The 23478-nt window shown below is 69.6% G+C and carries 20 protein-coding genes; 11 read left to right on the top strand and 9 right to left on the bottom strand.

Annotated elements, in window-relative coordinates; genetic code table 11:
- Window positions 1–34 precede the first annotated feature (34 nt).
- On the top strand, window positions 35–685 hold the full coding sequence (locus QM809_RS04385; protein ID WP_415044595.1) for an SdpI family protein: 651 nt from the start codon (window positions 35–37) through the stop codon (window positions 683–685).
- The gene (locus QM809_RS04380; RefSeq protein ID WP_415044594.1) at window positions 685–1692 is read left to right on the top strand and encodes a bile acid:sodium symporter family protein; all 1008 of its coding nucleotides are present in this window, start codon (window positions 685–687) and stop codon (window positions 1690–1692) included. Before QM809_RS04385 ends, QM809_RS04380 begins: the two co-directional genes overlap by 1 nt.
- 278 nt (window positions 1693–1970) lie before the next feature.
- On the opposite strand, the gene QM809_RS04375 is transcribed toward QM809_RS04380, so the two are convergent.
- On the bottom strand, window positions 1971–2558 hold the full coding sequence (locus QM809_RS04375; RefSeq protein WP_415044593.1) for a YqgE/AlgH family protein: 588 nt from the start codon (window positions 2556–2558) through the stop codon (window positions 1971–1973).
- A 110-nt stretch (window positions 2559–2668) separates the two neighbouring features.
- Here QM809_RS04375 and QM809_RS04370 point away from each other — a divergent pair, with 110 nt between their 5' ends.
- Entirely contained in the window at window positions 2669–3961 is a 1293-nt protein-coding gene (locus QM809_RS04370; RefSeq protein WP_415044592.1) for an MFS transporter, read from the top strand.
- Window positions 3962–4056: 95 nt separating this feature from the next.
- On the opposite strand, the gene QM809_RS04365 is transcribed toward QM809_RS04370, so the two are convergent.
- Together QM809_RS04365 and QM809_RS04360 are read right to left on the bottom strand one after the other, a co-directional pair.
- Window positions 4057–4524: a hypothetical protein gene (locus tag QM809_RS04365; RefSeq protein ID WP_415044591.1), complete on the bottom strand. Its 468-nt coding sequence runs from the start codon at window positions 4522–4524 to the stop codon at window positions 4057–4059.
- Window positions 4525–4582: 58 nt separating this feature from the next.
- The gene (locus QM809_RS04360; RefSeq protein WP_415044590.1) at window positions 4583–6043 is read right to left on the bottom strand and encodes a CCA tRNA nucleotidyltransferase; all 1461 of its coding nucleotides are present in this window, start codon (window positions 6041–6043) and stop codon (window positions 4583–4585) included.
- Between the two features lie 83 nt (window positions 6044–6126).
- On the opposite strand from QM809_RS04360, the gene QM809_RS04355 reads away from it, so the two are divergent.
- The 3 genes from QM809_RS04355 to murJ all read left to right on the top strand — a co-directional run bounded on the left by QM809_RS04355 (window position 6127) and on the right by murJ (window position 14395).
- A complete protein-coding gene (locus QM809_RS04355) occupies window positions 6127–7113 on the top strand; it encodes an NUDIX hydrolase (protein WP_415044589.1) in 987 nt (328 codons plus the stop codon).
- A complete protein-coding gene (locus tag QM809_RS04350) occupies window positions 7103–9802 on the top strand; it encodes a DUF6049 family protein (protein ID WP_415047009.1) in 2700 nt (899 codons plus the stop codon). The genes QM809_RS04355 and QM809_RS04350 overlap by 11 nt, the downstream gene beginning before the upstream one ends.
- Window positions 9803–10432: 630 nt before the next feature.
- A complete protein-coding gene (gene murJ, locus QM809_RS04345; protein ID WP_415047008.1) occupies window positions 10433–14395 on the top strand; it encodes a murein biosynthesis integral membrane protein MurJ in 3963 nt (1320 codons plus the stop codon).
- Window positions 14396–14467: 72 nt separating this feature from the next.
- Here the strand turns inward: murJ and QM809_RS04340 are convergent, their stop codons facing one another.
- Together QM809_RS04340 and QM809_RS04335 are read right to left on the bottom strand one after the other, a co-directional pair.
- Window positions 14468–15175 carry a hypothetical protein gene (locus tag QM809_RS04340; protein WP_415044588.1) on the bottom strand — a complete coding sequence of 236 codons (708 nt, stop codon included), beginning with the start codon at window positions 15173–15175 and terminating at the stop codon, window positions 14468–14470.
- 68 nt (window positions 15176–15243) lie between these two features.
- A complete protein-coding gene (locus QM809_RS04335) occupies window positions 15244–16152 on the bottom strand; it encodes a sterol desaturase family protein (RefSeq protein ID WP_415044587.1) in 909 nt (302 codons plus the stop codon).
- A 109-nt stretch (window positions 16153–16261) separates the two neighbouring features.
- Between QM809_RS04335 and QM809_RS04330 the strand changes: the two genes are divergently transcribed.
- Window positions 16262–16957, top strand: a complete 696-nt coding sequence (locus QM809_RS04330) for a TetR/AcrR family transcriptional regulator (RefSeq protein WP_415044586.1) — start codon at window positions 16262–16264, stop codon at window positions 16955–16957.
- Window positions 16958–16990: 33 nt separating this feature from the next.
- Here the strand turns inward: QM809_RS04330 and QM809_RS04325 are convergent, their stop codons facing one another.
- Entirely contained in the window at window positions 16991–17314 is a 324-nt protein-coding gene (locus QM809_RS04325) for a hypothetical protein (protein ID WP_415044585.1), read from the bottom strand.
- Window positions 17315–17443: 129 nt separating this feature from the next.
- Here QM809_RS04325 and QM809_RS04320 point away from each other — a divergent pair, with 129 nt between their 5' ends.
- From QM809_RS04320 to QM809_RS04305, 4 genes are all read left to right on the top strand, one after another.
- Window positions 17444–17719 carry a hypothetical protein gene (locus tag QM809_RS04320; RefSeq protein ID WP_415044584.1) on the top strand — a complete coding sequence of 92 codons (276 nt, stop codon included), beginning with the start codon at window positions 17444–17446 and terminating at the stop codon, window positions 17717–17719.
- Window positions 17720–17794: 75 nt separating this feature from the next.
- Window positions 17795–18736 carry a thioredoxin-disulfide reductase gene (gene trxB / locus QM809_RS04315; RefSeq protein ID WP_415044583.1) on the top strand — a complete coding sequence of 314 codons (942 nt, stop codon included), beginning with the start codon at window positions 17795–17797 and terminating at the stop codon, window positions 18734–18736.
- A 35-nt stretch (window positions 18737–18771) separates the two neighbouring features.
- Window positions 18772–19110, top strand: coding sequence for a thioredoxin (gene trxA, locus QM809_RS04310; protein WP_415044582.1), 339 nt, complete (start codon window positions 18772–18774; stop codon window positions 19108–19110).
- Between the two features lie 192 nt (window positions 19111–19302).
- On the top strand, window positions 19303–20418 hold the full coding sequence (locus tag QM809_RS04305) for a peptidoglycan-binding protein (RefSeq protein WP_415044581.1): 1116 nt from the start codon (window positions 19303–19305) through the stop codon (window positions 20416–20418).
- A gap of 164 nt (window positions 20419–20582) precedes the next feature.
- Here QM809_RS04305 and QM809_RS04300 read toward each other — a convergent pair whose 3' ends face one another.
- The 3 genes from QM809_RS04300 to QM809_RS04290 form a co-directional block, all read right to left on the bottom strand.
- A complete protein-coding gene (locus tag QM809_RS04300) occupies window positions 20583–20900 on the bottom strand; it encodes a hypothetical protein (protein WP_415044580.1) in 318 nt (105 codons plus the stop codon).
- 500 nt (window positions 20901–21400) lie between these two features.
- Window positions 21401–22477, bottom strand: a complete 1077-nt coding sequence (locus QM809_RS04295) for a ParB/RepB/Spo0J family partition protein (RefSeq protein ID WP_415044579.1) — start codon at window positions 22475–22477, stop codon at window positions 21401–21403.
- The gene (locus tag QM809_RS04290; RefSeq protein WP_415047007.1) at window positions 22474–23427 is read right to left on the bottom strand and encodes an AAA family ATPase; all 954 of its coding nucleotides are present in this window, start codon (window positions 23425–23427) and stop codon (window positions 22474–22476) included. The genes QM809_RS04295 and QM809_RS04290 overlap by 4 nt, the downstream gene beginning before the upstream one ends.
- Window positions 23428–23478 lie beyond the last annotated feature (51 nt).

Raw genomic sequence — 23478 nt, 5'->3', positions numbered from 1 at the left:
GGCCATAATGCGCCTCGGCCGTACCATGAGAGACGTGTACGTCCTGTCTCTGATCGCCGCGATCCTCGTCTTCGTGCTGGCCGCCGTGTGGGCCGTCACCGGTGTCGCCGGACTGATCGGAAAACTTCCGGGTAACCGCTACGTCGGTGTGCGCACCGCCGAGACCGTCCGGTCGCCGGAGGCCTGGCAGCTGGCGCAGCGCATCGCCGCACCCGGACATCTGGGCGGAGCCGTGGCCCTGACCTTCGGCGGCGTCGCCGCGCTGACCACCCGCTGGGGATTCCTGTGGGCGCTCGGGGGCCTGGCGGTCGGCTTCCTGGCGATGTCGGTGCTCAGCGGTGTCGCCATCCGGGCGGCCGCCGCGATCCCGGCCCCCGAGTCCGAGGGCGGCTGCAGCAGCGGCTGCTGTTCGGGCGGAGACGGGGCTTCGACCGGCTCCGCCGACGGAATCGGCGCGGCCGGCGGCTCGGGCTGCGGGACGGGGACGACCGCCGGAGGCGACTCGGCAGGCGAGGGCCGCGCATCGGGTACGACGACGAGCCCCGCCGCCGGAGACACCGCCAATCCGGCCGCCGACTGCGGCGAATCCAGTTGCGGGAGTTGCAAACTCAGCGGGATGTGTCTGCCCGAGGACGCCGCGCACAGCCACCCGTCCGCGCCCTCCGGGAGCGGAACCGGGCGCTGATGTTCGGCCGTCTCCTCGCGAAGTCGCCCGTCGACGGCTTCGTCCTCTCGATCATGCTCGCCGTGATCGTCGCCGCCTTCCTGCCCGCCCGCGGCACGGTCGCCGAGATCCTCGACCACCTGGTCGTCGCGCTGATCGCCGTGCTGTTCTTCCTGTACGGGACCCGACTGCACCCGCGCGAGGCGCTCGCGGGGCTGACTCACTGGCGTCTGCACCTGACGATCCTGGCCTTCACGTTCGTGCTGTTCCCGATCGTCGGCGTGGTCCTGGCGCCCGCGCTCTCGTCGGTGATCGGCCGGGACCTGTCGGCCGGACTGCTGTACCTGACGCTGGTGCCGTCGACCGTGCAGTCGTCGATCGCGTTCACCTCGATCGCCCGCGGCAACGTGCCGGGGGCGATCGTCAGCGCATCCGTCTCCAATCTGCTCGGCGTCTTCCTCACTCCGCTGCTGGTGGTGTGGCTGATGTCGACCGACTCCGGCGTGCAGTTCGACGGATCGTCGATCACCAAGATCATGCTGCAGATCCTGCTGCCGTTCGTGCTCGGCCAGCTGGCCCGGCCGTGGGTGGCGCCGTTCCTGAAGCGGTACGCCGAACCCACCAAGTACGTCGACCGCGGCTCCATCGTGCTGGTGGTCTACGTGGCGTTCAGCGAAGGCGTCCGCGAGGGCCTGTGGTCGCTGGTGAACGCCTGGCAGGTGATCCTCATGGTGGTGATCGCCACGGTGCTGGTGATCGGCATGCTGATCGTGTCCGGACAGCTGCCCCGCCGAATGGGTTTCGATCGCGAGGACACCATCGCGATCCAGTTCTGCGGCACCAAGAAGTCCCTGGCCACGGGTCTGCCGATGGCGACGGTGCTGTTCGCGGGCTCGTCCGTCGGCCTGATCGTGCTGCCGCTGATGATCTTCCACCAGGTCCAGCTGATCCTGTGCTCGTGGCTAGCCTCCCGATACGCCCGACAGATCGACGCCGGGGACGACGATCCCGCCGCTCCGCGCGCCTGACCGTCGTGCCGACCCGGGTGGGACCCCGGCGGTCCTGATCGCTTCGCCGCCAGCGTGTCGCGTCTCCTCTTCCGTGTCGCGACCCGTCCATCGGCAGCGACACGGAAGAGGAGACGCGACACGCCCCAAGCCGAGCAGCCGCAGGAGACGCGACACACTCCAGGACCGAACAGCCACGGGGAGAACACACTCCCGGACCGAGGCCGGCACGGGGAGAGCACGCGCAGACCGGCCGGCCGACGACGAGGCGGGAAAGCACCACCGGGGCGGCGCGGCGGTCAGTTGGTCAGCGCATCCGTCGGATACGTGGCCAGCAGGGGGAGCGGCCAAGGCTGGCGGCGCAGCACCTCGTGCCAGATGTCGACGCTCGCCGGGGCCAGGAGATCGGTCGGCAGACCGGCGGCGACCAGCCAACTGCCGTCGTCGAGCTCGTCCTGCAGCTGGCCCGCATCCCACCCGGCGTATCCGGCGAAGATCCGGACACCGGTGAGGATCGGCTCGAGTTCTTCGGGGTCGGCATCCAGATCCACCATGCACACCGGACCGAGCACCCGGTGCAGCCGGGGCTGGGAATCCAGGTCGACGCCGATCTTCGCCACCCCGAGGCACACCGCCGACTCGGTCTGCACCGGTCCGCCGATGAAGACCGCGCGCGGAGACGCCGCGAGCTCGGACCACTGGGGCAGGATGTTGAAGACCGCGGCCTGACTCATCCGGTTGAGCACCACTCCGAGCGTGCCGTTCTCGTCGTGCTCGATGATGTATATCACAGCGCGGGCGAACGTCGGGGTGGTCAGCGTCGTGGATGCGATCAGAAGGGAACCGGGTCCGACCTGCGCCGGATCGCGGAAGTCGTCGTCGTCCACCGCACAATCATGGCATAGCGGCCCGACGGTCGTCTCACTCCTCCTGCTCGGCTCCCGACCGGTAGTGTCGACGGGTGGAGTTCATCCGGTCGCTGGGACATTCGCCAGGCTTGTGGCGGCTCCTTCTGGTGCGGCTGACCAGCCAGCTCAGCGACGGCGCCTTCCAGGCCGCGCTGGCGTTCTCGATCCTGTTCAATCCCGACCGGCACTCCGATCCGATGGCGGTGGCCGCCGGATTCGCGGTGCTCCTGCTGCCGTACTCGGTGGTCGGCCCCTTCGCCGGAGCGCTCCTGGACCACTGGGACCGCCGACGCGTACTGGTCTGGGTCAACGTCCTGCGGGCCCTGGCGATCGTCCTGGTCGCCCTGGCGATGGGCAGCGGCGCCCCGGAACCCGTGGTGCTGTTCGCCGCGCTGTGCGTGACCGGGTGCAGCCGATTCGTGTCCTCGGGCCTGTCCGCCGCGCTGCCGCACGTGGCTCCGCGCGACGTGCTCATCGAGATGAACGCCTTCTTCACCACGCTCGGCGCAGGTCTGCTCGCGGCCGGAACGCTGATCTCGGTGGGTCTGCGCGCCCTCTTCGGCTCCGGTGACACCGGGTCCGCCGCCACCCTGCTGGCCGGGTCGACGATCGCCCTGGTCTCCGCGGCGATCGCGGCCGGGTTCGCCAAACGTTTCCTGGGCCCGGACGTGCCCGACGACCTCGGGCACACGGCGATCTACGCGGTGGCGCACGGATTCGGTCACGGGCTGCGGGCCATCGCCTCCACGCGGACCGTCACCGTGGTGCTCGCGGCGATCGGCGCCCATCGCTTCGTGTTCGGCATGAACACGCTGATGCTGCTGCTCATCGTGCGCACGGCCGACCTCGGTCCGATCCGCGGGCACGACGTCGGCGCCGTGGCGATGATCGGGGCCGGCGTCGCGATCGGTGCGCTGGCCGCCGCGTTCACCACCCCGATGCTGGTGCATCGGGTCGGTCGGCGCTGGACCGTCGTCGCCGCCCTGGTGCTGGCGCTGGCGGCTCAGCTCACGCTGGTGCACATCGGCTGGGTCACCATCTGCCTCAGCGCACTCGCCTTCGGTCTGGCCGGCCAGACGGTGAAACTCTGCGGGGACCTCGCCATGCAGGCCGACATCAACGACACCTACCGCGGTCAGGTCTTCGCCGTTCAGGACGCCCTGTTCAACGCCGCTTTCGTCGGGGCGATGTTCGTCGCGGCCGCCGCGCTGCCTCACGACGGGATCACGCCGGGCCTGGTGCTCTGCGGCGCCGCGCTGTACCTCGTCGCCGCGGTCGGCGTATGGCATCGGCACCCGCGCGGGATCGCCACCTCCGCACCGATCGCGCACGACGAGCCGATCGTCCCGGCGAAACCCGCCGCCGGGACCGACCGGAGCTGACGGTCCCGCACCCCGGACCGGCCTCCGGCACCGCGAGGACGACGATCCCCTCGCCGGCGCGGACGGCCGCGACCCGAACGATCACGGCCCGACGATCACGGCCCGAACGATGACGGCTCCGTCACCCGATCGGCGTGCCCGTCGCCGTCGGTGTCCACCAGGACCTGATCGGGTGTCCCGTCACCGTCGACGTCGATCTCCAGACGACCGGACGCCCGGGCAGCCGGAGCCTCCCGCGCACCGTCCGGCCCCGGGCCGCCCGATCCCGGGCCGCTCTGCCTCTGGTCGCCGGGCGTCCCCTCCGAGCGGACCTCCCACAGGCCCCCGCCGGTGTCGGCGAAGACCGTCTCGCCGAGGCCGTCGTCGTCCAGGTCCAGGACGACGCGATCGGCGATGCCGTCGGCGTCGGAGTCCCACATCGCGTCGTCGGCCCGGCCGTCGCCGTCGAAGTCCAGCGCGACGGCGTCGAGGACCCCGTCGCCGTTCAGGTCCAGGTCGGCGGGAGAGTGCCAGGTGGAGAGCACGCCGTCACCCGTGCCGAAGAAGTACTCGATGGGGTCCATGTGAGTTGGACGCACCGGAACCGGATCCGGTTCCACGACACGCCGCCCGCGCCCGGAACTACGAGCGTTCGGCCCACCACTTGAGCAGCGCGGCCTCGGCCTCGGCGCGTTCCATCGGACCGACGTCGAGCCGCAGCTCCTTGAGGTGCTTCCAGGCGGCGCCGACCTCCGGCCCCGGCGGCAGCCCGAGCAGCTCCATGATCGCGTTGCCGTCGAGGTCGGGCCGGACCCTGTCGAGATCCTCCGCGGCCTGCAGTTCGACGATCCGGCGCTCCAGATCGTCGTAGGTCTCCTGGAGCTTGCGGGCCCGGCGCCGATTCCGCGTGGTGCAGTCGGCCCGCACCAGTTTGTGCAGGCGGTCGAGCAGGGGACCGGCGTCGGTCACGTAACGACGCACCGCGGAATCGGTCCACCGGCCCTCGCCGTAACCGTGGAAACGCAGGTGCAGGAACACCAGTTGGGAGACGTCGTCGACGCGGGCCTTGGAGAACTTCAGCGCGCGCAGCCGCTTCCGCGCCATCTTGGCGCCCACCACCTCGTGATGGTGGAAGCTCACGCCGCCGCCGTCCTCGTGCCGGCGGGTCGCGGGCTTGCCGATGTCGTGCAGCAGCGCGGCCCAGCGCAGCACCGGGTCCGGTCCACCGGTCTCCAGGTCGATCGCCTGCTGCAGCACCGTCAGCGAGTGCTGGTAGACGTCCTTGTGCTGGTGATGCTCGTCGATGGTGAGCTTCATCCCGGGCACCTCCGGCAGGATCCGGTCAGCCAACCCGGTCTCCACCAGCAGATCGAGCGCATCGATGGGATGTTCGCCACAGATCAGCTTGTCCAGTTCCACCTGGACCCGCTCGGCGGTGATCCGCTCGATCTCCCCGGCCATCGCGGCGATCGCCTCCTGCGTCCGCGGGGAGAGCGAGAAACCCAGCTGGGAGACGAACCGGACTCCGCGCAGCATGCGCAGCGGATCGTCGTCGAACGACGTCTCCGGCGAGGCCGGGGTGTCGATCACTCCGGCGAGCAGGTCCGCCATGCCGTCGAGCGGATCGTAGAACTCCTGCGATCCGTCGGCGAGCAGTCGCACGGCCATCGCGTTGACCCGGAAGTCCCGTCGGATCAGGTCTCCGTCGAGGGAGTCGCCGAAGGTCACCTGCGGATTCCGGGAGACGCCGTCGTACTGGTCGGCGCGGTAGGTGGTGATCTCGACGGTCTGGCCGTCCTTGACCGCGCTGACGGTGCCGAACTCGATGCCTGCGGTCCAGATGGCTTCGGCCCAGTCGCCGAGGATCTCCGAGACGACGTCGGGGCGGGCGTCGGTGGTGAAGTCGAGGTCGTTCCCGAGCCTGCCGAGCACGGCATCGCGGACGCTGCCGCCGACCAGGTACAGCTCGTGGCCGCGCTCGGCGAAACGTGCGGCGAGCGGCGTCAGGACGTCACCGAGATCACGGAGACTGATCGCCGCGGCGGCGAGCAGGCGGGCGCGCCGCTCCGCCCGCGCCGCTGCGGTGGGAGCACAATCGGTCATGAGACATCAGCCTACCGACGCGTCGGCACGTCCCCGGTGACAGCCTGAGCTAACAGCCGGTAACAAACGGATAGAGTCGTGGTGTGTCTGCTGAGTCCCCGGTGAGCCGACCGGACGTCGTGAACGACGGTCCGGCCTCTGGCGACCCGCAGAGTCCGCGCCCCCGGCGGCGGCGCGGCCGACGACGCGGCCGGCGGCGCGGCAAGGGCGGCGCACCTCAGCAGAACGCGCAGAACACCGCCTCGTCCCCGACCGCGAAACCCACCGCCGAGCAGGGCGGAACGGCCGAGACCGAGTCCGGCCCGAAGCCGTCGGACCTGGTCAAACCGCAGCGCGGACGCGAGGCGGGCACCCCCGCGGCGATGCCGCAGACCCGGCGTCGTACGCCGGGCAACGCCGCGGCCGGAACCAAGCAGACCGCCCACCAGACCCCGAACGGGCAACGCCTGCGCACCGTCCGGGAGACGTCCGCGGGCGGACTCGTCCTGACCAACCTCGACGAGCCCTACGACCAGCTCAAGGCCGTGCTGATCGGCCGGATCGACCGGCGGGGCCGGATGATGTGGTCGCTCCCGAAGGGGCACATCGAGACCGGGGAGACCGCCGAGCAGACCGCGATCCGGGAGATCTCGGAGGAGACCGGCATCACGGGCAGCGTCGTCGCACCGCTCGGGAAGATCGACTACTGGTTCGTCAGCGAGGGCCGTCGGATCCACAAGACGGTCCACCATTTCCTCCTGCGCTACACCGGCGGAGCGCTCTCGGACGCCGACTACGAGGTCAGCGCCGTCGCATGGGTGCCGTTGACGGAGTTGCCGCGTCGTCTCACGTACTCTGACGAACGACGTCTCGCCCGCACCGCCGAGGCGGTGATCGCCGAACTCCGCAACGATCCCGTCCGCCTGGCCCGGTCCGAAGCCGAGGCCAACCGCACCGAGCCGAACGACTATGAGAAAGCCGCAGCCGCCCGCAACCAGCGTCGTAACGAGCCGCCGACCGCGAAGCCTCGACGACGCCGCCGCCGACCGCGCCGGGGCGGCGCAGCAGCTCGGACCGACGGTGCGACCTGATCCGCGACGGCGTCGCTTTCACTCGGTCCGTCCGCTCGTCGTCCTGGGATCGCTCCTCGCCGCGATCGCGCTGATCCTCGGACTCGGGGTCGCTCCGACGACGGGCCCGGCACGCGCCCTGGAATCGAACTACGCCGAACTCACCCTCACCGAGCTGACGCCGTCCACCGTCACCGCCGCCGGCGGCGACACCGTCCGGGTCGCCGGGCGCCTCACGAACGTCTTCGACCGGCCGCTGAGCGACCTTCAGGTGAGCCTGCGGATCGGCGACCGGGTACGCACCGCCGTCGGCCTGCGCACCTCGCTGATGGCACCGGACACGGCGTTCCCGACGGGGAGTCCGCCGGACCGCATCGGCACCAGGATCGACCCCGGCACCTCCACCGGGTTCTCCCTCGAGGTGCCGATCAGCGGTCCGGACGGGCTGAAGATCGAGGCCACCGGCGTGTACCCGCTGCAGATCAGCGCGGTCGGCATCCCCGAGTCGGGCGGCACCGTGCAGGTCGCGGAGTCGCGCACCCTGCTGCCCGTGCTGTCGTTGCCCGCCGACTCCCGGCGGACCGCCGACGCCCCCGACCCGGCGTGGGAGGTCGGCGAGTCGCGTCTGCGTCAGGACGGTTCGCTCGCCGCCGACGATTCGGCCCCGGCGTCGTTCACGATGATCTGGCCGCTGGCCGCCTCTCCGCAGCTCGCTCCGGGTGTCCTCGGCGGCAAGACCGAACCGGTCCGACTGCTCAGCGACCGGCTCGCCGAATCCCTGAAACCCGAGGGACGCCTGGGGCGGCAGCTCACCGTGCTGGAACGCCTCACCGGGGACGGCGCGGACAAGCGCGTCCGCAGCAGCCTGTGCGTCGCGGTGGATCCGGACCTGCTGGTGACCGTCCACGGCATGACGCTCGGCTACGGGGTCACCGATGCCGCGAACGACCCGAGGTCGTCGACCACCGTCGGCACCGGTCAGCACACGGCCCGCGCCTGGATGGCGAAACTCCAGAGCGTGGCCAAGGACCTCTGCATCACGGCGCTGCCGTTCGCCCAGGCCGGACTCGATTCGCTGCACCGGATCGACGACGAGGCGACCACCGCGTTCGCGCTCGACGGCTCCGCCGACCTGGTCGACGGCATGCTCGGCGTGGAGTCGCAGCGCGGCCTGACCATCCCCGCGATCGGCACCCTGACGGAAAACGGCCGCACTCTGCTGACCGAGAACGGGCACACCGCGGCGGCGGTCGCCTCGTCGTCGATCGAACCGCCCGTCACCACCGCCGAGGGTCGCTACCGGTCCGGTCCGGTGGCCCTGCAGACCTACGACGCCCCCGTGACCGCCGCCCTGGGCGCCACGGGCACCCGACCCGTGGTGCCGTCGATCATCCCGAGTTGGCAGCAGCCCGATCTGCGCTACGAGTCCGCGGTGAGTCGACGCCAGTCCGCGGTCGCGGCCCTGGCCTATTCGATGGTGACCGTGCCCGCCCAGACCGAGACCGCGGGCGCGGTCGGCAGTGCCGTGACCGGGCGCAGCGCGTTCATCATGCCGCCCACCTACTGGTCTCCGACGGTCGACGACGCCCAGGCGCTGCTCGACACCGCCCGGCTGCTCATCGATGCGGGCACCGCTCGGGCCCTGCCTCTGCGCGATCTCACCGACGCGCTGCCGAACGCCGACCAGACCACCCCGCTGGCCACCCCCGGCGACATCCAGCCGCTGGTGGCGCAGGGGCTCCCGCTCTCGTCCGCCGAAGCCCGCACCATCCGGACCAATCTGGCCCGGACCTCGCAGCTCCAGGCCGCGCTCGTGAGCTCCCGCGACATGATCACCACGCCGCAGGGCTATCTCGCGCCGCTCAACGAGGACGCCCTGCGCGCCGTCGCGACACCGGAGGGGCAGGACTTCCCCCAGACCAAGGACCTGCGGACGGCACGACTGGGTGCGGTGACCTCGACGCTCGATCACATGCAGCAGTCGGTCTCGCTGCTCGACCCGGGCGGACGGTACACGCTGGCCTCCGAACGCAGCCCGCTGCTCCTCGTGGTGCGGAACGACCTCTCGCTGCCGGTCCGCGTCCGCCTGGAGATCGACGCTCCGGACGCGTTGAACGTCGGCGACGTCGGCGTCCAGGAGATCCCGCCGATGGGCACCCGGCAGATCCAGATCCCGACGCACGCGTCCACCTCCGAACGTGCGACGGTGAAGATCGCCCTGGCCACGTCGACGGGCGTCGCCCTGAGCGAACCGGTCACCCTCTCGATCTACTCGAACGCCTACGGCAAACCGCTGTTCTGGATCACCATCGCGGCGGCGATCGCACTGGTGCTGCTGACGGCACGACGACTCTGGCACCGCTTCCGCGGCCAGCCGGACCGCGCCGACCAGGATCGCCCCGAGCCCGGTGAGGAGGTGATCCGGCAGGCGGCGTCGACGCCGTACGCCCGCCGAGTCGACCTGGCGCGTGAGGAACACGTCGAAGCGCCCTATCCTGATCCGGTACCGACGGACGCGTCCGACCCCGTCGGGCCGGAGAGCCCCCGGTCCGCAGGGCCCGCCGGGTCCGGAGACATCGGAACCGCACGCGCCGACGCACCCCGCGGGGGCGACTCGGCCGGCGAGCCCGACCACGACCCAGAAACCAGACCGCACCCAGATCCCGGCCCCGCCGAGGCGAACCGGACCCGCGAGGGGGAGGACTCATGAGCGATCGTCACGAGCGCCCGGATCCGCCGCAGGCGCACCCCGCCCGGCACGATCCACCGAATCCAGGCCGCCACGAGGACGCGCAGCGCGCCACCGCGGGCGAAGTGGCCGGGGGCCGCACCGTGCCCGTCATCGACCCCGACGACGCGCACGACGCCGATCTCGACGCCACCCGGCTGATCGAGCCGCATCAGAACGACTCCTCGAACGACGATCCGTCGCCCGAGGAGTCGTCACCCGATGCCTCCTCCGGCGATGCCGCATCCGCCGACGCCCCGGAGACCGTCGACCGAGAGACCGTCGACCGAGAGACCGTCGATCCGGAGGCCGCCGCCTCGGAGACCGTCTCCTCTTCCTCGACGCCCGACGAGGCTCCGCGAAACGAGCCCCCCGCCGTCGAACCCCCGCGCGTCAAGACCCCGCGTGTCGAGACCCCGCGCGAGGGACCTCCACGTGACGAACCTCGGAGCGGCCCGCCCGTCCGGGCGGGTGCTCCGCGCCCGGGCCCGGCCCGGCCCGGCGTGCGGCCCGGCGGACCCCGACCGGCTCCCGGACCTCTCGTCGGCCCGCGCCCGAGCCCCGAGGCTCCTCCGCGCCCGGGCCCGGCGGCGGGGCCCCGGCCCGGCCCGGATGCTCCCGCTGCGGCCGATCACCGGTCCCGCGCCGAGGCCCGGACCAGGTCTCGCACCGCGGCCGGGCCCGATTCCCGGTCCGCGACCGGGCCCGGTACCGCAGCGCCCCGACACCGCTCAGGCGTCCGCCACCGCGCTGCTCACGAGCACCGAGAGCAAGAAGGTCGACGCCGTCGAGGAGGACGACGTCGACGACTCCGACTCCTCGGTGATGAAGACCAGCGGCTCCATCGCGATCGCCACCCTGATCAGCCGCATCACGGGCTTCGTCCGCACCGTCATGGTGCTCGGCATGCTCGGCGCCGGGCTCGCCTCCGCGTTCCAGGCCGCCTACGTGCTGCCGAACATGATCGCCGAAGTGGTGCTGGGCGCGGTGCTCACCGCCATCGTCATCCCGGTGCTGGTCAGGGCCGAGGCCGAGGACGACGACGGCGGCCAGGACTTCATCAACCGCATATACACGTTGACGGTGCTGATCCTCGGTGTCGCCACCGTGGCCGCGGTGGTCGCCGCACCGCTGCTCACCGCGCTGAACGTCGGTGAGGGCAAGGTCGACAGACCGCTGGTCACCGGGCTCGCCTATCTGCTGCTCCCGGAGATCCTGTTCTACGGGCTGTCGGCGTTGTTCATGGCGATCCTGAACGTGAAGAACGTCTTCAAACCCGGTGCGTGGGCCCCGGTGCTGAACAACGTCATCCAGATCGCCACCCTCGTCCTGTTCTGGGCGATGCCCGGCGAGATCACGCTCAATCCGGTCCAGATGAGCGATCCCAAGCTCCTGGTCCTGGGCGTCGGCACCACACTCGGCGTGGTGGTGCAGGCCGCAGTCCTGCTGCCGTACCTGCGCAAAGCCGGGATCAGACTCCGCCTGAAGTGGGGGATCGACGCCCGCCTGCGCCGCTTCGGCAACATGGGTGTCGCGATCATCATGTACGTGCTGATCCTGCAGGTGGGTCTGGTGATCACCTACCGGATCGCCGCGGCGGCCACCGCGGGCGGCATCGCGGCCTACGCGACGTCGTGGCAGCTGCTCCAGCTGCCGTACGGCGTCCTCGGCGTCACCATCCTCACCGCGATCATGCCGCGGCTCTCCCGGAACGCGGCCGCACAGGACCGCGAGGCCGTGATCGACGACATGTCGCTGGCCACCCGCCTGACCATGCTCGCGCTGGTGCCCACCGTCGCGTTCATGACCTTCTTCGGACCGGCGATCGGCATCGCGATCTTCAACTTCGGCGACTACAGCGCCGGAGATGCCGCCCAGCTCGGTTCGGTCCTGTCCTGGGGCGCGTTCACGCTGATCCCGTACGCGATGACCCTGGTCCAGCTGCGCGTGTTCTACGCCCGCGAGGACGCCTGGACGCCGACGTTCATGGTGCTCGGCATCACGATCGTCAAGGTGGCGGCGTCGTACCTCGGTCCGATCCTGTTCGACGACCCCGACCTGATCGTCCGCTGGCTGTCCCTCGCGAACGGGCTCGGCTATCTGGTCGGCGCAGTCGTCGGCCAGATCCTGCTGTACCGGGCGCTCGACCGCGGCCGCATGCGCGACGTGGTCCGCACCTCCGCGCTGACGATGGGGGTGTCCCTCGCCGTCGCCGGTGCGGTCTGGGGGATCGCCCGCCTGACCCACCTCGATCGGATGGCGACGCAGGCGGGCAAGATCGGTTCGTTGGCGTACCTCGCGATCACCGGCATCGTGGTGCTCGCGGTGATCTACCTGATGCTCACCGCGCTCCGGATCCCCGACATGGTGAGCATCAGCAACTCCGTGATGCGCCTGGTCGGACGCTTCATCCCGAGACTGGCGCCCGCCGACGACGTCCGGACCGGTTCCGCGCTGGACGACATCTCCACCACCATGACCGTCCAGTTCCCGCGGATCGGCTCCGACGAGGCCGTCCCGTACTCGGGTCAGGTCGAGGTGCGACGACGCTTCGACCACGGATCGGCGACGTGGCAGCACTACTCGATCGCCAGCGGCGGCGCCGCAGGCGAGACGATGGTGCTGCCCCGGATCGGACCCGATCCGATCCGCGGCCCGCGCCGTGGGCCGCAACCGGCCCGCCGACCGGCGAACATGCCGTCGCAGACGGCGACCCGGGCCCATCGCTCGCCGCAGTCGCCGATGCCTCCCGGTCCCGGCGAGCCCGCGCCCGGAACGCCCCCGGCCGACGCCGCGCAGGCCGAGAAAACGGATGCTCCGGAAGCCACCGTCGAGGCACCCGACACGACGGCCTCCGACGATGCCGCAGCGACCTCCGTCGTCGCACCCGATGCCTCCGCGCAGGAGTCCTCGGGGCACGAGCCGTCGACCGCATCGTCGTCGGACACGTCGACGACCGACGACAATGCCACTCCCTCGGGATCTGCCGCCGCGGTGCAGACGCCCGCGGCGAACACCACGCGCGGGCCCTCCCTGGTCCCGGGCGCGGTCGTCGCCGGCGGCCGCTACCGCCTGCTCGACCGGTGCGGCGGCAACCGCGGGATGCAGTTCTGGAAGGGCCGCGACACCCAGCTGAATCGCGACGTCGGCCTCACCTTCGTCGATCCCGAGCAGCAGGCGCCGCCGTATCGGCCCGAAGACCACGACACCAACCCGGACGGCCCGCAGGCGATCCTGAACCGCACGCGCCGCCTCGGCCAGCTGCACACCGCCGGTGTCGCGCGGATCCTCGACGTCGTGCGTTCGGCGTCCGGCGGCATCATCGTGACCGGATGGGTGCCGGGATCCTCCCTGGCCGACGTGGCCGAGACCGCGCCGTCGGCCGCCGGTGCGGCACGGGCCGTACGAACGCTCGCGGCGGGAGCCGAGGCCGCCCACCGGGCCGGAGCCGCCCTCTCGATCGATCACCCGGACCGGATCCGCATCAGCCGCGACGGCCACGCCGTGCTCGCCTTCCCCGCCGTGTTCGCCGGTCACGACCGCGCATCCGACGTCCGCGGCCTCGGCGCGGTGCTCTACGCGCTGCTCCTGGGCACGTGGCCGCTGGACGGTCCGACCGGCCGAGAGGTGACCACCGCCCAGGCCCAGCAGGGCCCGGTCGGCGGCCTGCCGCCCGCCGCCCCGGACCCCGAACATCCGGGTCGGCCCGTCGCGCCGCTGAAGGTGAAGCCGCAGATCCCGTTCGAGATCTCCACGGTCGCCACCCGCGCCCTGGAGGGCGGCAACGCCCTCCGCACCGCGGGCACCGTCCAGCACGTCCTGGACCAGGCGACCGTCGTCGACCTCGCGACCGACGTGATCCCCAGGGTCGTCGACGAGACGCCGATCTCCGTCGCACCGATCAGCCGCACCCGCAAGGAACGCGTGCTCGGCGAAGGCTCCGCGGGCAAACGCAACGGCGCATTGCTGGTGGGCACCGGGGTGTTCCTGATGTTCGTGGTCCTCGCGCTCGTGCTGTGGCTCGCGAACCCGTTCAGCACGCCGGAGGATCACGACCTCGAGTCCTTCGTCAGCGGAGCGCCCACCTCGGCACCGGCCGATCCCGCGGCGTCGTCCGCCCAGCCCAAGCCGATCAAGCCTCTCGGCGTGACTCTCTACGACCCGATCACGGACCCGGACACCAATGCCGTGCAGAACCTCCCGAACCTGATCTCGGGGGCCGAACCCCACTGGCGCACCTCCCAGTACCAGGGCACCAGCGGTAATTTCGGCGGCCTGCGCGACGGCCTCGGCCTGGTGTTCCAGCTCCCGAAGGGGTCCACCGTGTCCGGTGTGCAGATCAGGACGCCGCTACCGGGGATGAAGGTGGAGATCCGCACCTCCGACGACGAGGTGACCGGTATCGACGCCACCTCCCGAGTCGGCGTCGGCGTCGTGAACAAGGCCACCACCAGGCTCAAACTGGCCGAACCGGTGAAGACGGAGTACCTGGTGGTGTGGATCACCGAACTGGCGGACGACGAGCAGGGGACGTATCAGGGAGTGATCTCCCGGGTGACGTTCACCGGCCCGTAGCGCGCTCGGGCGCGGTTCCCTCACCGGCGAGGGGACCGCGCGTATCCGAGAGAGGCCCCGCCCCGTCGCCCTTCAGACGCGGATCTCGGTGCCGGCGTGAGTCTCGATCATCTCCGCGACGTCGGCCAGCGGAATACCACCGAAGGCGCCGAACGGAACCGTGAACCGGTCCGATCGATGGGCCCGCCCCTGCCGCCCGAAGATCCGCCATGTGCGAGAGCAATCGCCCCGCACCCACAGTTCCAGCGAGTTCTTCTCCACGATCGACAGGGATTCGATGTGTTCCGCGCGCTCTCGGCGCACGACCACTCCCGCGTGATCGGTCTCGAGGACGACGGTTCCCTCGGAGATCACGCAACGGAAGGCGGACAGGGCGGAGTCGAGCAGGGCCGCGATGCCGAAGACCCCGATCACCAGGACGTACACGGGGGATCGCACGGCGACCATGACCGCGACCAGAACGATCATGGACACGGTCATCGGCATCATGAAGACCACCGAGCGTGCCCGACGATGCGTGATGACCACGCGCGCATCGTCGACGACCACCGTACGACGCAGCGCATCCGGTAGCGGCAACGCGCTGTCGAGCATCCCGTTGGTCGCCACGATCACCAGGAGGAAGACCGCCACAGCGGTTATCACAGCGGTCTCGATCGGCGCGAGATGGTCAGCGAGGAACACCGCCACCAGGGCCGCCACGGCGACGACCGCCAACACCGTCCCGCCCAGCCACAGCTTTCGACCGCGGCGCCGTTCCACCGCCCGCCATGCGTCCATGACGACTGAGCGTACGCAGCCGTACGACGACGGGCTCGCGCCCGTCGTCGTACCTCGGAGGACGCCCTCTACGCGGCGGCCTGGTCCTGGGCGCGCCGGGCCTTCACCGACTCCGGGGCCCACCCGGGCGGGCCGAAGACGTAGCCGAGCTTGTCGCGGAGACGGGGAGCGCCGGCGACGTCGTGCGCGAGGTTGACGTACTCGTGGGTCTGCAGCTTCCAGATGTTGTAGGTGCCGACCGGCTTGGTGAGGCCGTAGTTCGGGCGGAAGAGCTCGGCCTGGAAGCTGCCGAACATGCGGTCCCAGATGATGAAGGTGCCCGCGTAGTTCTTGTCCAGGTACTCCGGGTCGCTGCCGTGATGCACGCGGTGGTGCGACGGCGTGTTCATCACGAACTCGAACGGCCGCCACATCTTGTCGATGCGCTCGGTGTGGATCCAGAACTGGTAGATCAGGTTCAGCGAGTAGCAGGCGAAGACGACGGCGGGCGGAACGCCGAGGAACACCAGCGGCGTCCACATGATCATGCTCATGGAGTTGTTCCACTTCTGCCGCAGCGCGGTCGCGAAGTTGAAGTACTCGCTCGAGTGATGCGCCTGATGCGTGGCCCAGACCAGTCGAACCCGGTGTGCGGTCCGATGCTCCCAGTAGAAGAGGAAGTCGAGACCGATGAAACCGATCACCCAGGTGTACCAGGCGGTGACGGGCAGCTGCCACGGCGAGACATAGGTGAAGATCGCGACGTAACCGAACAGCGCGATGAACTTGCCCAGGGCCGAGGTGCCGATGGAGACGATGCCCATCCAGAGCGAGGCCTTGGTGTCCTTGCCGTAGTAGGAGCCCTTCGGGGCACGGCCGTCCTCGTCCGCGTCTTCGAGTTTCGCGGCGGCGAAGAACTCCAGACCGAGCATCAGCGCGAAGAAGGGGATGGCGAGCACGGTGGGTTCGCGCATCGCGAGGGGCAAGAAGTCGAGCATGGTCACTCCCGAGAGACGATCGTCACTGGATCAGTTCTGACACTATAGCGTGTCAGATTACGAAAGGTCCAGGACCTCCCCGGATCGGTCCGGCGCCTAGACTGAAGTCGTGGTACAGGAGAAGGAGCGGGTCTACGGCGGTGTGAGCGCCCAGGAACGACGAGAACAGCGCCGGGCCGCTCTGATCGAAGCGGGTCTGGAACTCTTCGGCACCGAGGGATACCCGAACGTCGCAGTCAAGCGGATCTGCGACCAGGCCGGACTCACCCAGCGCTACTTCTACGAGTCGTTCTCCGACCGCGAGGCCCTGCTCGACGCCGTCTACCGCCACTGCGTGGCCCAGCTGCAGCACGCCACCACCGCGGCGGCACTCGGTTACCTGACGCGGTTCCCGGAGGTCGCGGCCGGCGGAGCGATCAGCGAGGAGCACATCCCCGAACTCGCGCGACACGCGTTCGGCGGCTTCCTGCGCACGCTGACCGTCGACCCTCGGCAGGCGCGCGTGATCCTCATCGAGGTGGTCGGGGTGAGCCCCGCGCTCGAACAGCTGCGGATCGGCGCCATCCACCAGTGGGCCGACCTGATCCTCAGCTTCTCCGGCAATGCGGGCGACACCGCGACACCCCGCCGACGACTCGCCGCGATCGGTCTCGTCGGCGCGATCACCCAGTTGCTCGTCGACTGGCAGACCGCGGCCGTCGCACCGATCAGCCCCGATGCCGGCCCCGACCTGTTCACCGTCGAGGCGATCCACGACGTCATCACCGAGATGCTGATCGGCACCTACGAGCACATCTTCCGGTAGTCGCCGCCGGTCGGAGGGTTCCCCGCAGACGGATCACGCCCGGTCGGCCAGCCGGTGCTGGATCGTCTGCACCGCATCGGACAGATCGTCGACGATGAGCTCCCACTGCGAGCCGTCACCCAACGTCAGGCAGAACCGGTCGATCCGCCGGGTGAACCACCCGCCTCGCCCCGACACGATCCCGACCGCGGCGAGGTGCTTGAGCGCGATCGAGAACCGGAGCCCGTCGACCGAGGCCCCGGGCCCCTTCGGCTCGAACACCACGTGCGTCTCGGTCAGCTGCAGCTCTCCTCCGACCAGGCCCCGGCCCACTGGTCGGAGGGCCCGCCACGTGCGCTGCGGCACATCGTCGTCCATCGTCTCCACCTTCCACCGCCGTTCACCCGAACGGATGAAACCGTCTCGCGCAAGGAACCTACCGCCGTCTCGCCGCGTCTGAGTAGTGTGGGGTTCCATCGACGACGGCCCGGGTCAGGTGTTTCCGACATGAATGCACGGCAGACGAGTGCGGAGGATCCGCCCGAACCGCCCTTCGACGACGATCTGCTCGCCGAGTACGACGCCGGGGCCCTGTCCCCGGAACTCGCCGCACACGTCTCCCGCCGGCTCTCGGACGATCCGCGGGGCCGCGAGGTCCTCGCCGGGCTCGCCGCCCTGCGTGCCCGGCTCGCCGCCGCCGAGGTCGAATCCGCCGATCTGCCGACCGCCGCCGAGGATCGGCTGCGAGCCCTCCTGCGCGCGCTCGGGAACACCAGCCCCTAGGCTGGTGTTGAACACCGACGACACGCATTTCGGCAGCACCGGCCTGCCCGACGACACCCGTTCCACGGAGGATTGATGACCGACACCGACAAGACGATCCACGACCTGATCATCGTGGGCTCCGGCCCGGCCGGCTACACCGCGGCGATCTACGCCGCCCGTGCCGAGCTGAAGCCGCTCGTCTTCGAGGGCATGGCGTTCGGCGGCGCCCTGATGACCACCACCGAGGTGGAGAACTACCCCGGATTCCGCGCCGGGATCCAGGGCCCCGAGCTGATGGACGAGATGCGTGAGCAGGCGCTCCGGTTCGGCGCCGATCTGCGCAGCGAAGAGGTCGACGCCCTCCGCCTCGAAGGCGAGGTGAAGGAGGTCGAGGTCGGCGGTGAGGTCCATCGCGCCCGCGCCGTGATCCTCGCCATGGGCGCCGCCGCCCGCTACCTCGACGTCCCCGGCGAACAGGACTTCCTGGGCCGCGGCGTCTCGGCCTGCGCGACGTGCGACGGCTTCTTCTTCCGGGACCAGGAGATCGTCGTCGTCGGCGGCGGCGACTCCGCGATGGAGGAGGCCACCTTCCTCACCAAGTTCGCGAGCAAGGTGACGCTGATCCACCGCCGCGACGAGTTCCGCGCGTCGAAGATCATGCTCGAGCGGGCCCGAGAGAACGAGAAGATCGAGTTCCGCACCGGTGCGACCGTCGCCGAGGTCCGCGGCGACAAGGGCGTCACCGAACTCGTCGTCGAAGACACCCGCACCGGTGAGCAGACCGTGCTCGCGGCCACCGGCCTGTTCGTCGCGATCGGCCACGACCCGCGCAGCGAACTGGTCCGCGGCCAGATCACCGTCGACGACGACGGCTACGTCCAGGTGGAGGGACGATCCACCTACACCAACCTGCCCGGCGTCTTCGCGTGCGGCGACCTGGTCGACCACACCTACCGCCAGGCCATCACCGCGGCCGGCAGCGGCTGCAGCGCGGCCATCGACGCCGAGCGCTGGCTCGCCGCCCAGGAATCCTGAAGACCCCCACCCTCGCACGATCTAAGGAGCGACCCATGAGTGAACACACCGTCGACGTCACCGACGCGACTTTCCAGACCGAGGTACTCGAGGCCGACAAGCCCGTCCTGGTGGACTTCTGGGCCCCCTGGTGCGGCCCGTGCAAGATGGTCGCCCCGGTGCTCGACGAGATCGCCCGCGACAACGCCGACGCGCTCACCGTCGCCAAGATCGACATCGACCAGAACCCGGGAGTCGCCGGGGACTTCCAGATCATGAGCATCCCGACGATGATGGTCTTCTCCGGCGGTGAGGTGGTCAAGACCATCCGCGGCGCCAAGTCGAAGACCTTCATCCTGCGCGAACTGGCACCGGTCCTCGGCACCGACGCCTGACCGCGGACCCCACCGCCGTCGCCGACAGACGATCCGGGCCCTCCGTCCGCTCTCGCACCTCTCCGTGCCGGGTACGGACGGAAGGCCCGGATCATTTGTCGCACCTGGTGAAGAACTGAGAGAATGGCCCGGAGCGGGTAATCCCGCGGGAGATCGCGCGATGTCGGTGTACATCGAGAAAGCGGGTAGTAGATGGCAACGTTGCGTCCGGGAGATCATGGCTCCGGTGTCGCCGAGGTCCGCAGCATCCTCATCGGTCTCGGGTTCCTGCCCGAGTCCGCGGGTGCGGGCGACGTGTACGACGACGCCTGCGCCACCGCGATTCGTGCCTTTCAGCAGCAGCGCGGCCTGATCGTCGACGGCATCACCGGCCGTTCGACGTATGCGGCGCTCCGGGAGGCGTCGTACCGCCTCGGCAGTCGGGTGCTCACCTATCGGCTGTCGGCGCCGATGACCGGTGACGACGTCGCGACGCTGCAGGCTCGACTGCAGAACCTCGGCTTCTATCACGGCCTCGTCGACGGCACCTTCGCCGAGGACACCCATCGGGCGGTGTGTCTGTACCAGACCGAGTACGGTCTCGCCGCGGACGGCATCTGCGGTCCGGCGACCCTGCTCTCGCTCAACCGGCTCGGTTCCCGCGTGACCGGCGGTTCCCCGCACGCCATCCGTGAGGAGGAACACGTACGACGCTCCGGCCCGCAGCTGTCGGGCAAGCGCATCCTGATCGATCCGTTCGGCGCCGACGCCCCGGAGTCCGAGAAGACGATCCTGTGGGATCTGGCCGCCCGGCTGGAGGGTCGGATGGCGGCCGCCGGCATGAACACCACGCTCTCGCACGACCGGTCGTCGGCGCCGACCGACGAGGAGACCGCCCGCACCGCGAACCTGATCGAGGCGGATCTGGTGATCGCGTTGCGCCTGGCGCACTACCGCAACACCCGCGCCCACGGCATCGCCACCTTCTACTTCGGCAATCACCACGGGTCGTACTCGACCATCGGCCGGAACCTCGCCGGGTACATCCAGCGCGAGGTGGTCGCCCGGACGCCGCTGCTCGACGCCCGCGTCCACGAACGGACCTGGCCGCTGCTACGGATGACCCGCATGCCCGCGGTGATCCTGGAGGCCGGCTACCTGACCAACCCCGAGGATGCCCGGCTGCTGAGCACGCCCGCCTACCGCGACACGATCGCCGAGGCGATCCTCGTCGCCGTCAAACGCCTGTACCTCCAGGGCCAGAACGACCGACCGACCGGAACGTACACGTTCGCGGATCTGCTTGCGGCGGAAGAGCTTCCGTACTGATTCCTCGTGAGGTCATCGTCGTCGAACGATGCACGACGACGGCCGCGGTCTCATCGGGACCGCGGCCGTCGCGCATCTCCGCTCCCTGAGCCGCCCGCGAGTTCAGCGAACCTGCCGTCGAAGGGGGTCGCCGAAGCGGTCCCTCTCCGCGAACCGGTCGGATGTCAGCAACTTCCCTGCAGCGCCATGCTCTCGGCGATCACCAGTTTCTCCAGAGCCCGCTCCACCTGTTGCTTCCAGCCGAGGCCCTCGTCCAGGTCGAGTCGGAGTCGCGGCAGATACTGATCCGGGGCGATCACCTCGAATGCGGCCTCCTCGAGGAACTCCGTCTTCATCAGACACGCATCGCAGACGTTCCCCGACATGCCGCCACCGAGCATCAACGACACCAGATCCCTCGCCAACTCCGCATCCGACGACGTGTAGCCGAACGCCTCGATCGCACGCACACCACGGCCCACGACGTCGGCGATCACCGGCATCCAGCAGCAGGGGAGCGGCGTCCTCGAAACCCGGTTCGGTGGTGACCTTGGTCAGCAGGATCGCATCGGCGCTCACCGGTGCGGTCGGAAAACGCTTGGCTCGCGGAACCCGGCCCGGCGGCGCGTAGAACGCCGAACCGACGATACGGCCCGTCGTCGACTCGACGGCGATCTGACAGCAACTGCCCCATTCCAGAAGCAGCCCGGAGATCCAGGCCTCTTTATCGAACTCGCTCTCGAATCCGGTCGGCGATCCGGTCAACGCCGCGTCGAGAGTGTTGTCGCCCGCGACATCGGGGTCGACCTCCCAGAAGACACAGCGACGGACATGCAACGGGAGATCGTCGAAGCCGTCGAGCTCGAGAGCTCTCACGGTCAGACTCATCGTCGTCGTACATCCTTGTCGTCGAGAACTCCGATCCACACCGGGCCCGACGTCTCGGTGTCACAGTGACGTTTCCCCTCGGTGTGTCCGGTACCGGTGGGAGCATCCTCGAAAATCACTGTTGTTCCGCGATGACCCCGATGATGCGGTCCAGATCGTCGACCGAACCGAACTCGATGACCACCTTGCCCTTACGCTTCGACATGCTCACCGTGACCTTGGTGTCGAGTCGGTCGGCCAGCCGATCGGCGGCTTCCTTCAACCCCGGGACCTCGGCCGGAGGGCGGCGCCTGACAGGCGTCTTCTCCTCCGGAGCGTTCTCGCGGTTCGCGAGCGTGACGGCTTCTTCCGTGGCGCGCACCGACATGCCTTCGGCGACGATGCGCGCAGCCAGTGCCTCCTGCGCATCGGTGCCGGCTTCCAATGCCAGCAGCGCGCGTGCATGTCCGGCGGACAGCACCCCCGCGGCCACCCGGCGCTGCACCGGGATCGGCAGCTTGAGCAACCGGATCATGTTGGTGATCACCGGACGTGAACGACCGAGCCGGTTCGCCAATTCCTCGTGGGTCACATCGAACTCTTCGAGCAACTGCTGATAGGCCGCCGCCTCTTCGAGCGGATTCAGTTGCGCACGGTGGATGTTCTCCAGAAGGGCATCCCGCAGCAGATCCGAATCGCTGGTCTGACGGACGATCGCCGGGATCTTGTCGAGCTGGACGCGCGACGAAGCGCGCCAGCGGCGTTCACCCATGATGAGCTGATAGCGGACGCGGCCCTTGGGGGAGGGGAGCTCCCGCACGACGATCGGCTGCATCAGACCGAACTCACGGATGGAGTGCTCCAGCTCGGAGAGCGCCTCCTCGTCGAACACGGTACGAGGCTGCTGCGGGTTCGGCTCGATCTCCCACGGTGAGATCTCCCGGTAGACCGCGCCCACCTCGTCGACCACCGGATTCACACCGGGCGGCGTCGCCACCGGGGCGGTGGGTCCGCCGCCCAGCAGAACGTCCGCCGCGGTGTTGCCCATCCGAGTGGTGTTGATGCCCTGGCTGGGTTGTTTCTTGGAGTTGCCGATGGGCGGGTCCTCCACCGGACTGTTCGGGATGAGTACCGGGCCGGTGGGGATCAGCGCAGCCAGTCCTCTGCCGAGGCCGCCTCGTCGATTCTCTCTCTGGAAATCGCGCTGATTCACCTGTAGGCCTCCTTTGCACCCTTCAGCGCGAGCTCCCGCGCCGCATCCAGATAGCTCATGGCACCCCGTGAACCCGGGTCGTAATCGATGATCGTCATGCCGTAGCCGGGTGCTTCGGAGACCTTCACACTGCGCGGGATGATCGTCTTGAGGACCTTGTCACCGAAGTGCGAACGCACCTCGGCCGCCACCTGATCCGCCAGTTTGGTGCGACCGTCGTACATGGTGAGAAGGATGGTCGTGACTTCCAGCTCCCGATTCAGGTGCGCCTTGACCATGTCGATGTTGCGCAGCAGCTGACCCACGCCTTCCAGTGCGTAGTACTCGCACTGGATCGGGATGAGGACTTCCTTCGCCGCCACCATCGCGTTGACGGTGAGGAGTCCGAGCGACGGCGGGCAGTCGATCAAGACGTAGTCGATCCCGTACTCGGCGAGCGTCTCCGGAGTGAGCGCCGCCCGCAGTCGGCTCTCGCGGGCGACCACCGAGACGAGTTCGATCTCAGCGCCGGCGAGGTCGAGGGTCGAGGGAACGCAGAAGAGTCGCTCGCTCGCGGGGGAGCGCTGAATGGCGTCCCGCAGCGGGATGTTGTCGAGCAGCATCTCGTAGACGGAGGCGGTGCCCGGCTTGCGATGATCGATGCCCAACGCGGTACTCGCGTTGCCCTGCGGATCGAGGTCGACGACGAGCACACCGAGACCGTGGATCGCGAGACCCGCGGCGATGTTCACGGCACTGGTCGTCTTACCGACGCCGCCCTTCTGATTCGCCACGGTCATGATCCGCGGCGACGGAGGCCGCGGCAGCACTCCGGTGGCCCCCGGCGTCAGGACCTGACTCGCCCGGTGTGCCGCAGCGGCGATCGGGGTGTCCACAGGATTCGGATCGAAGAGACCCGTGTCCGCGGGCAGAGACGTTTCACGTGGAACCGGTCCGCGAGGGTTCACCATGTCATGCTTCGACACTCCGGCGCTCCTTTGATCGTCGTTTACATTGTGCGC

The sequence above is a fragment of the Gordonia sp. (in: high G+C Gram-positive bacteria) genome (assembly GCF_047600385.1).
In the GTDB taxonomy this organism is placed as follows: domain Bacteria; phylum Actinomycetota; class Actinomycetes; order Mycobacteriales; family Mycobacteriaceae; genus Gordonia.
The sequence above is the reverse complement of the archived record's forward strand: the minus strand, read 5'-3'. Positions and strand labels throughout refer to the sequence as shown.

Coding starts and splice junctions, on each gene's coding strand:
- QM809_RS04380 (WP_415044594.1), top strand. CDS start 685: ATGTTCGGCCGTCTCCTCGCGAAGTCGCCCGTCGACGGCTTCGTCCTC.
- QM809_RS04365 (WP_415044591.1), bottom strand. CDS start 4,524: ATGGACCCCATCGAGTACTTCTTCGGCACGGGTGACGGCGTGCTCTCC.
- QM809_RS04360 (WP_415044590.1), bottom strand. CDS start 6,043: ATGACCGATTGTGCTCCCACCGCAGCGGCGCGGGCGGAGCGGCGCGCC.
- murJ (WP_415047008.1), top strand. CDS start 10,433: ATGCTCCCGCTGCGGCCGATCACCGGTCCCGCGCCGAGGCCCGGACCA.
- QM809_RS04340 (WP_415044588.1), bottom strand. CDS start 15,175: ATGGACGCATGGCGGGCGGTGGAACGGCGCCGCGGTCGAAAGCTGTGG.
- QM809_RS04335 (WP_415044587.1), bottom strand. CDS start 16,152: ATGCTCGACTTCTTGCCCCTCGCGATGCGCGAACCCACCGTGCTCGCC.
- QM809_RS04325 (WP_415044585.1), bottom strand. CDS start 17,314: ATGGACGACGATGTGCCGCAGCGCACGTGGCGGGCCCTCCGACCAGTG.
- QM809_RS04320 (WP_415044584.1), top strand. CDS start 17,444: ATGAATGCACGGCAGACGAGTGCGGAGGATCCGCCCGAACCGCCCTTC.
- trxB (WP_415044583.1), top strand. CDS start 17,795: ATGACCGACACCGACAAGACGATCCACGACCTGATCATCGTGGGCTCC.
- trxA (WP_415044582.1), top strand. CDS start 18,772: ATGAGTGAACACACCGTCGACGTCACCGACGCGACTTTCCAGACCGAG.
- QM809_RS04305 (WP_415044581.1), top strand. CDS start 19,303: ATGGCAACGTTGCGTCCGGGAGATCATGGCTCCGGTGTCGCCGAGGTC.
- QM809_RS04300 (WP_415044580.1), bottom strand. CDS start 20,900: ATGCCGGTGATCGCCGACGTCGTGGGCCGTGGTGTGCGTGCGATCGAG.
- QM809_RS04290 (WP_415047007.1), bottom strand. CDS start 23,427: ATGGTGAACCCTCGCGGACCGGTTCCACGTGAAACGTCTCTGCCCGCG.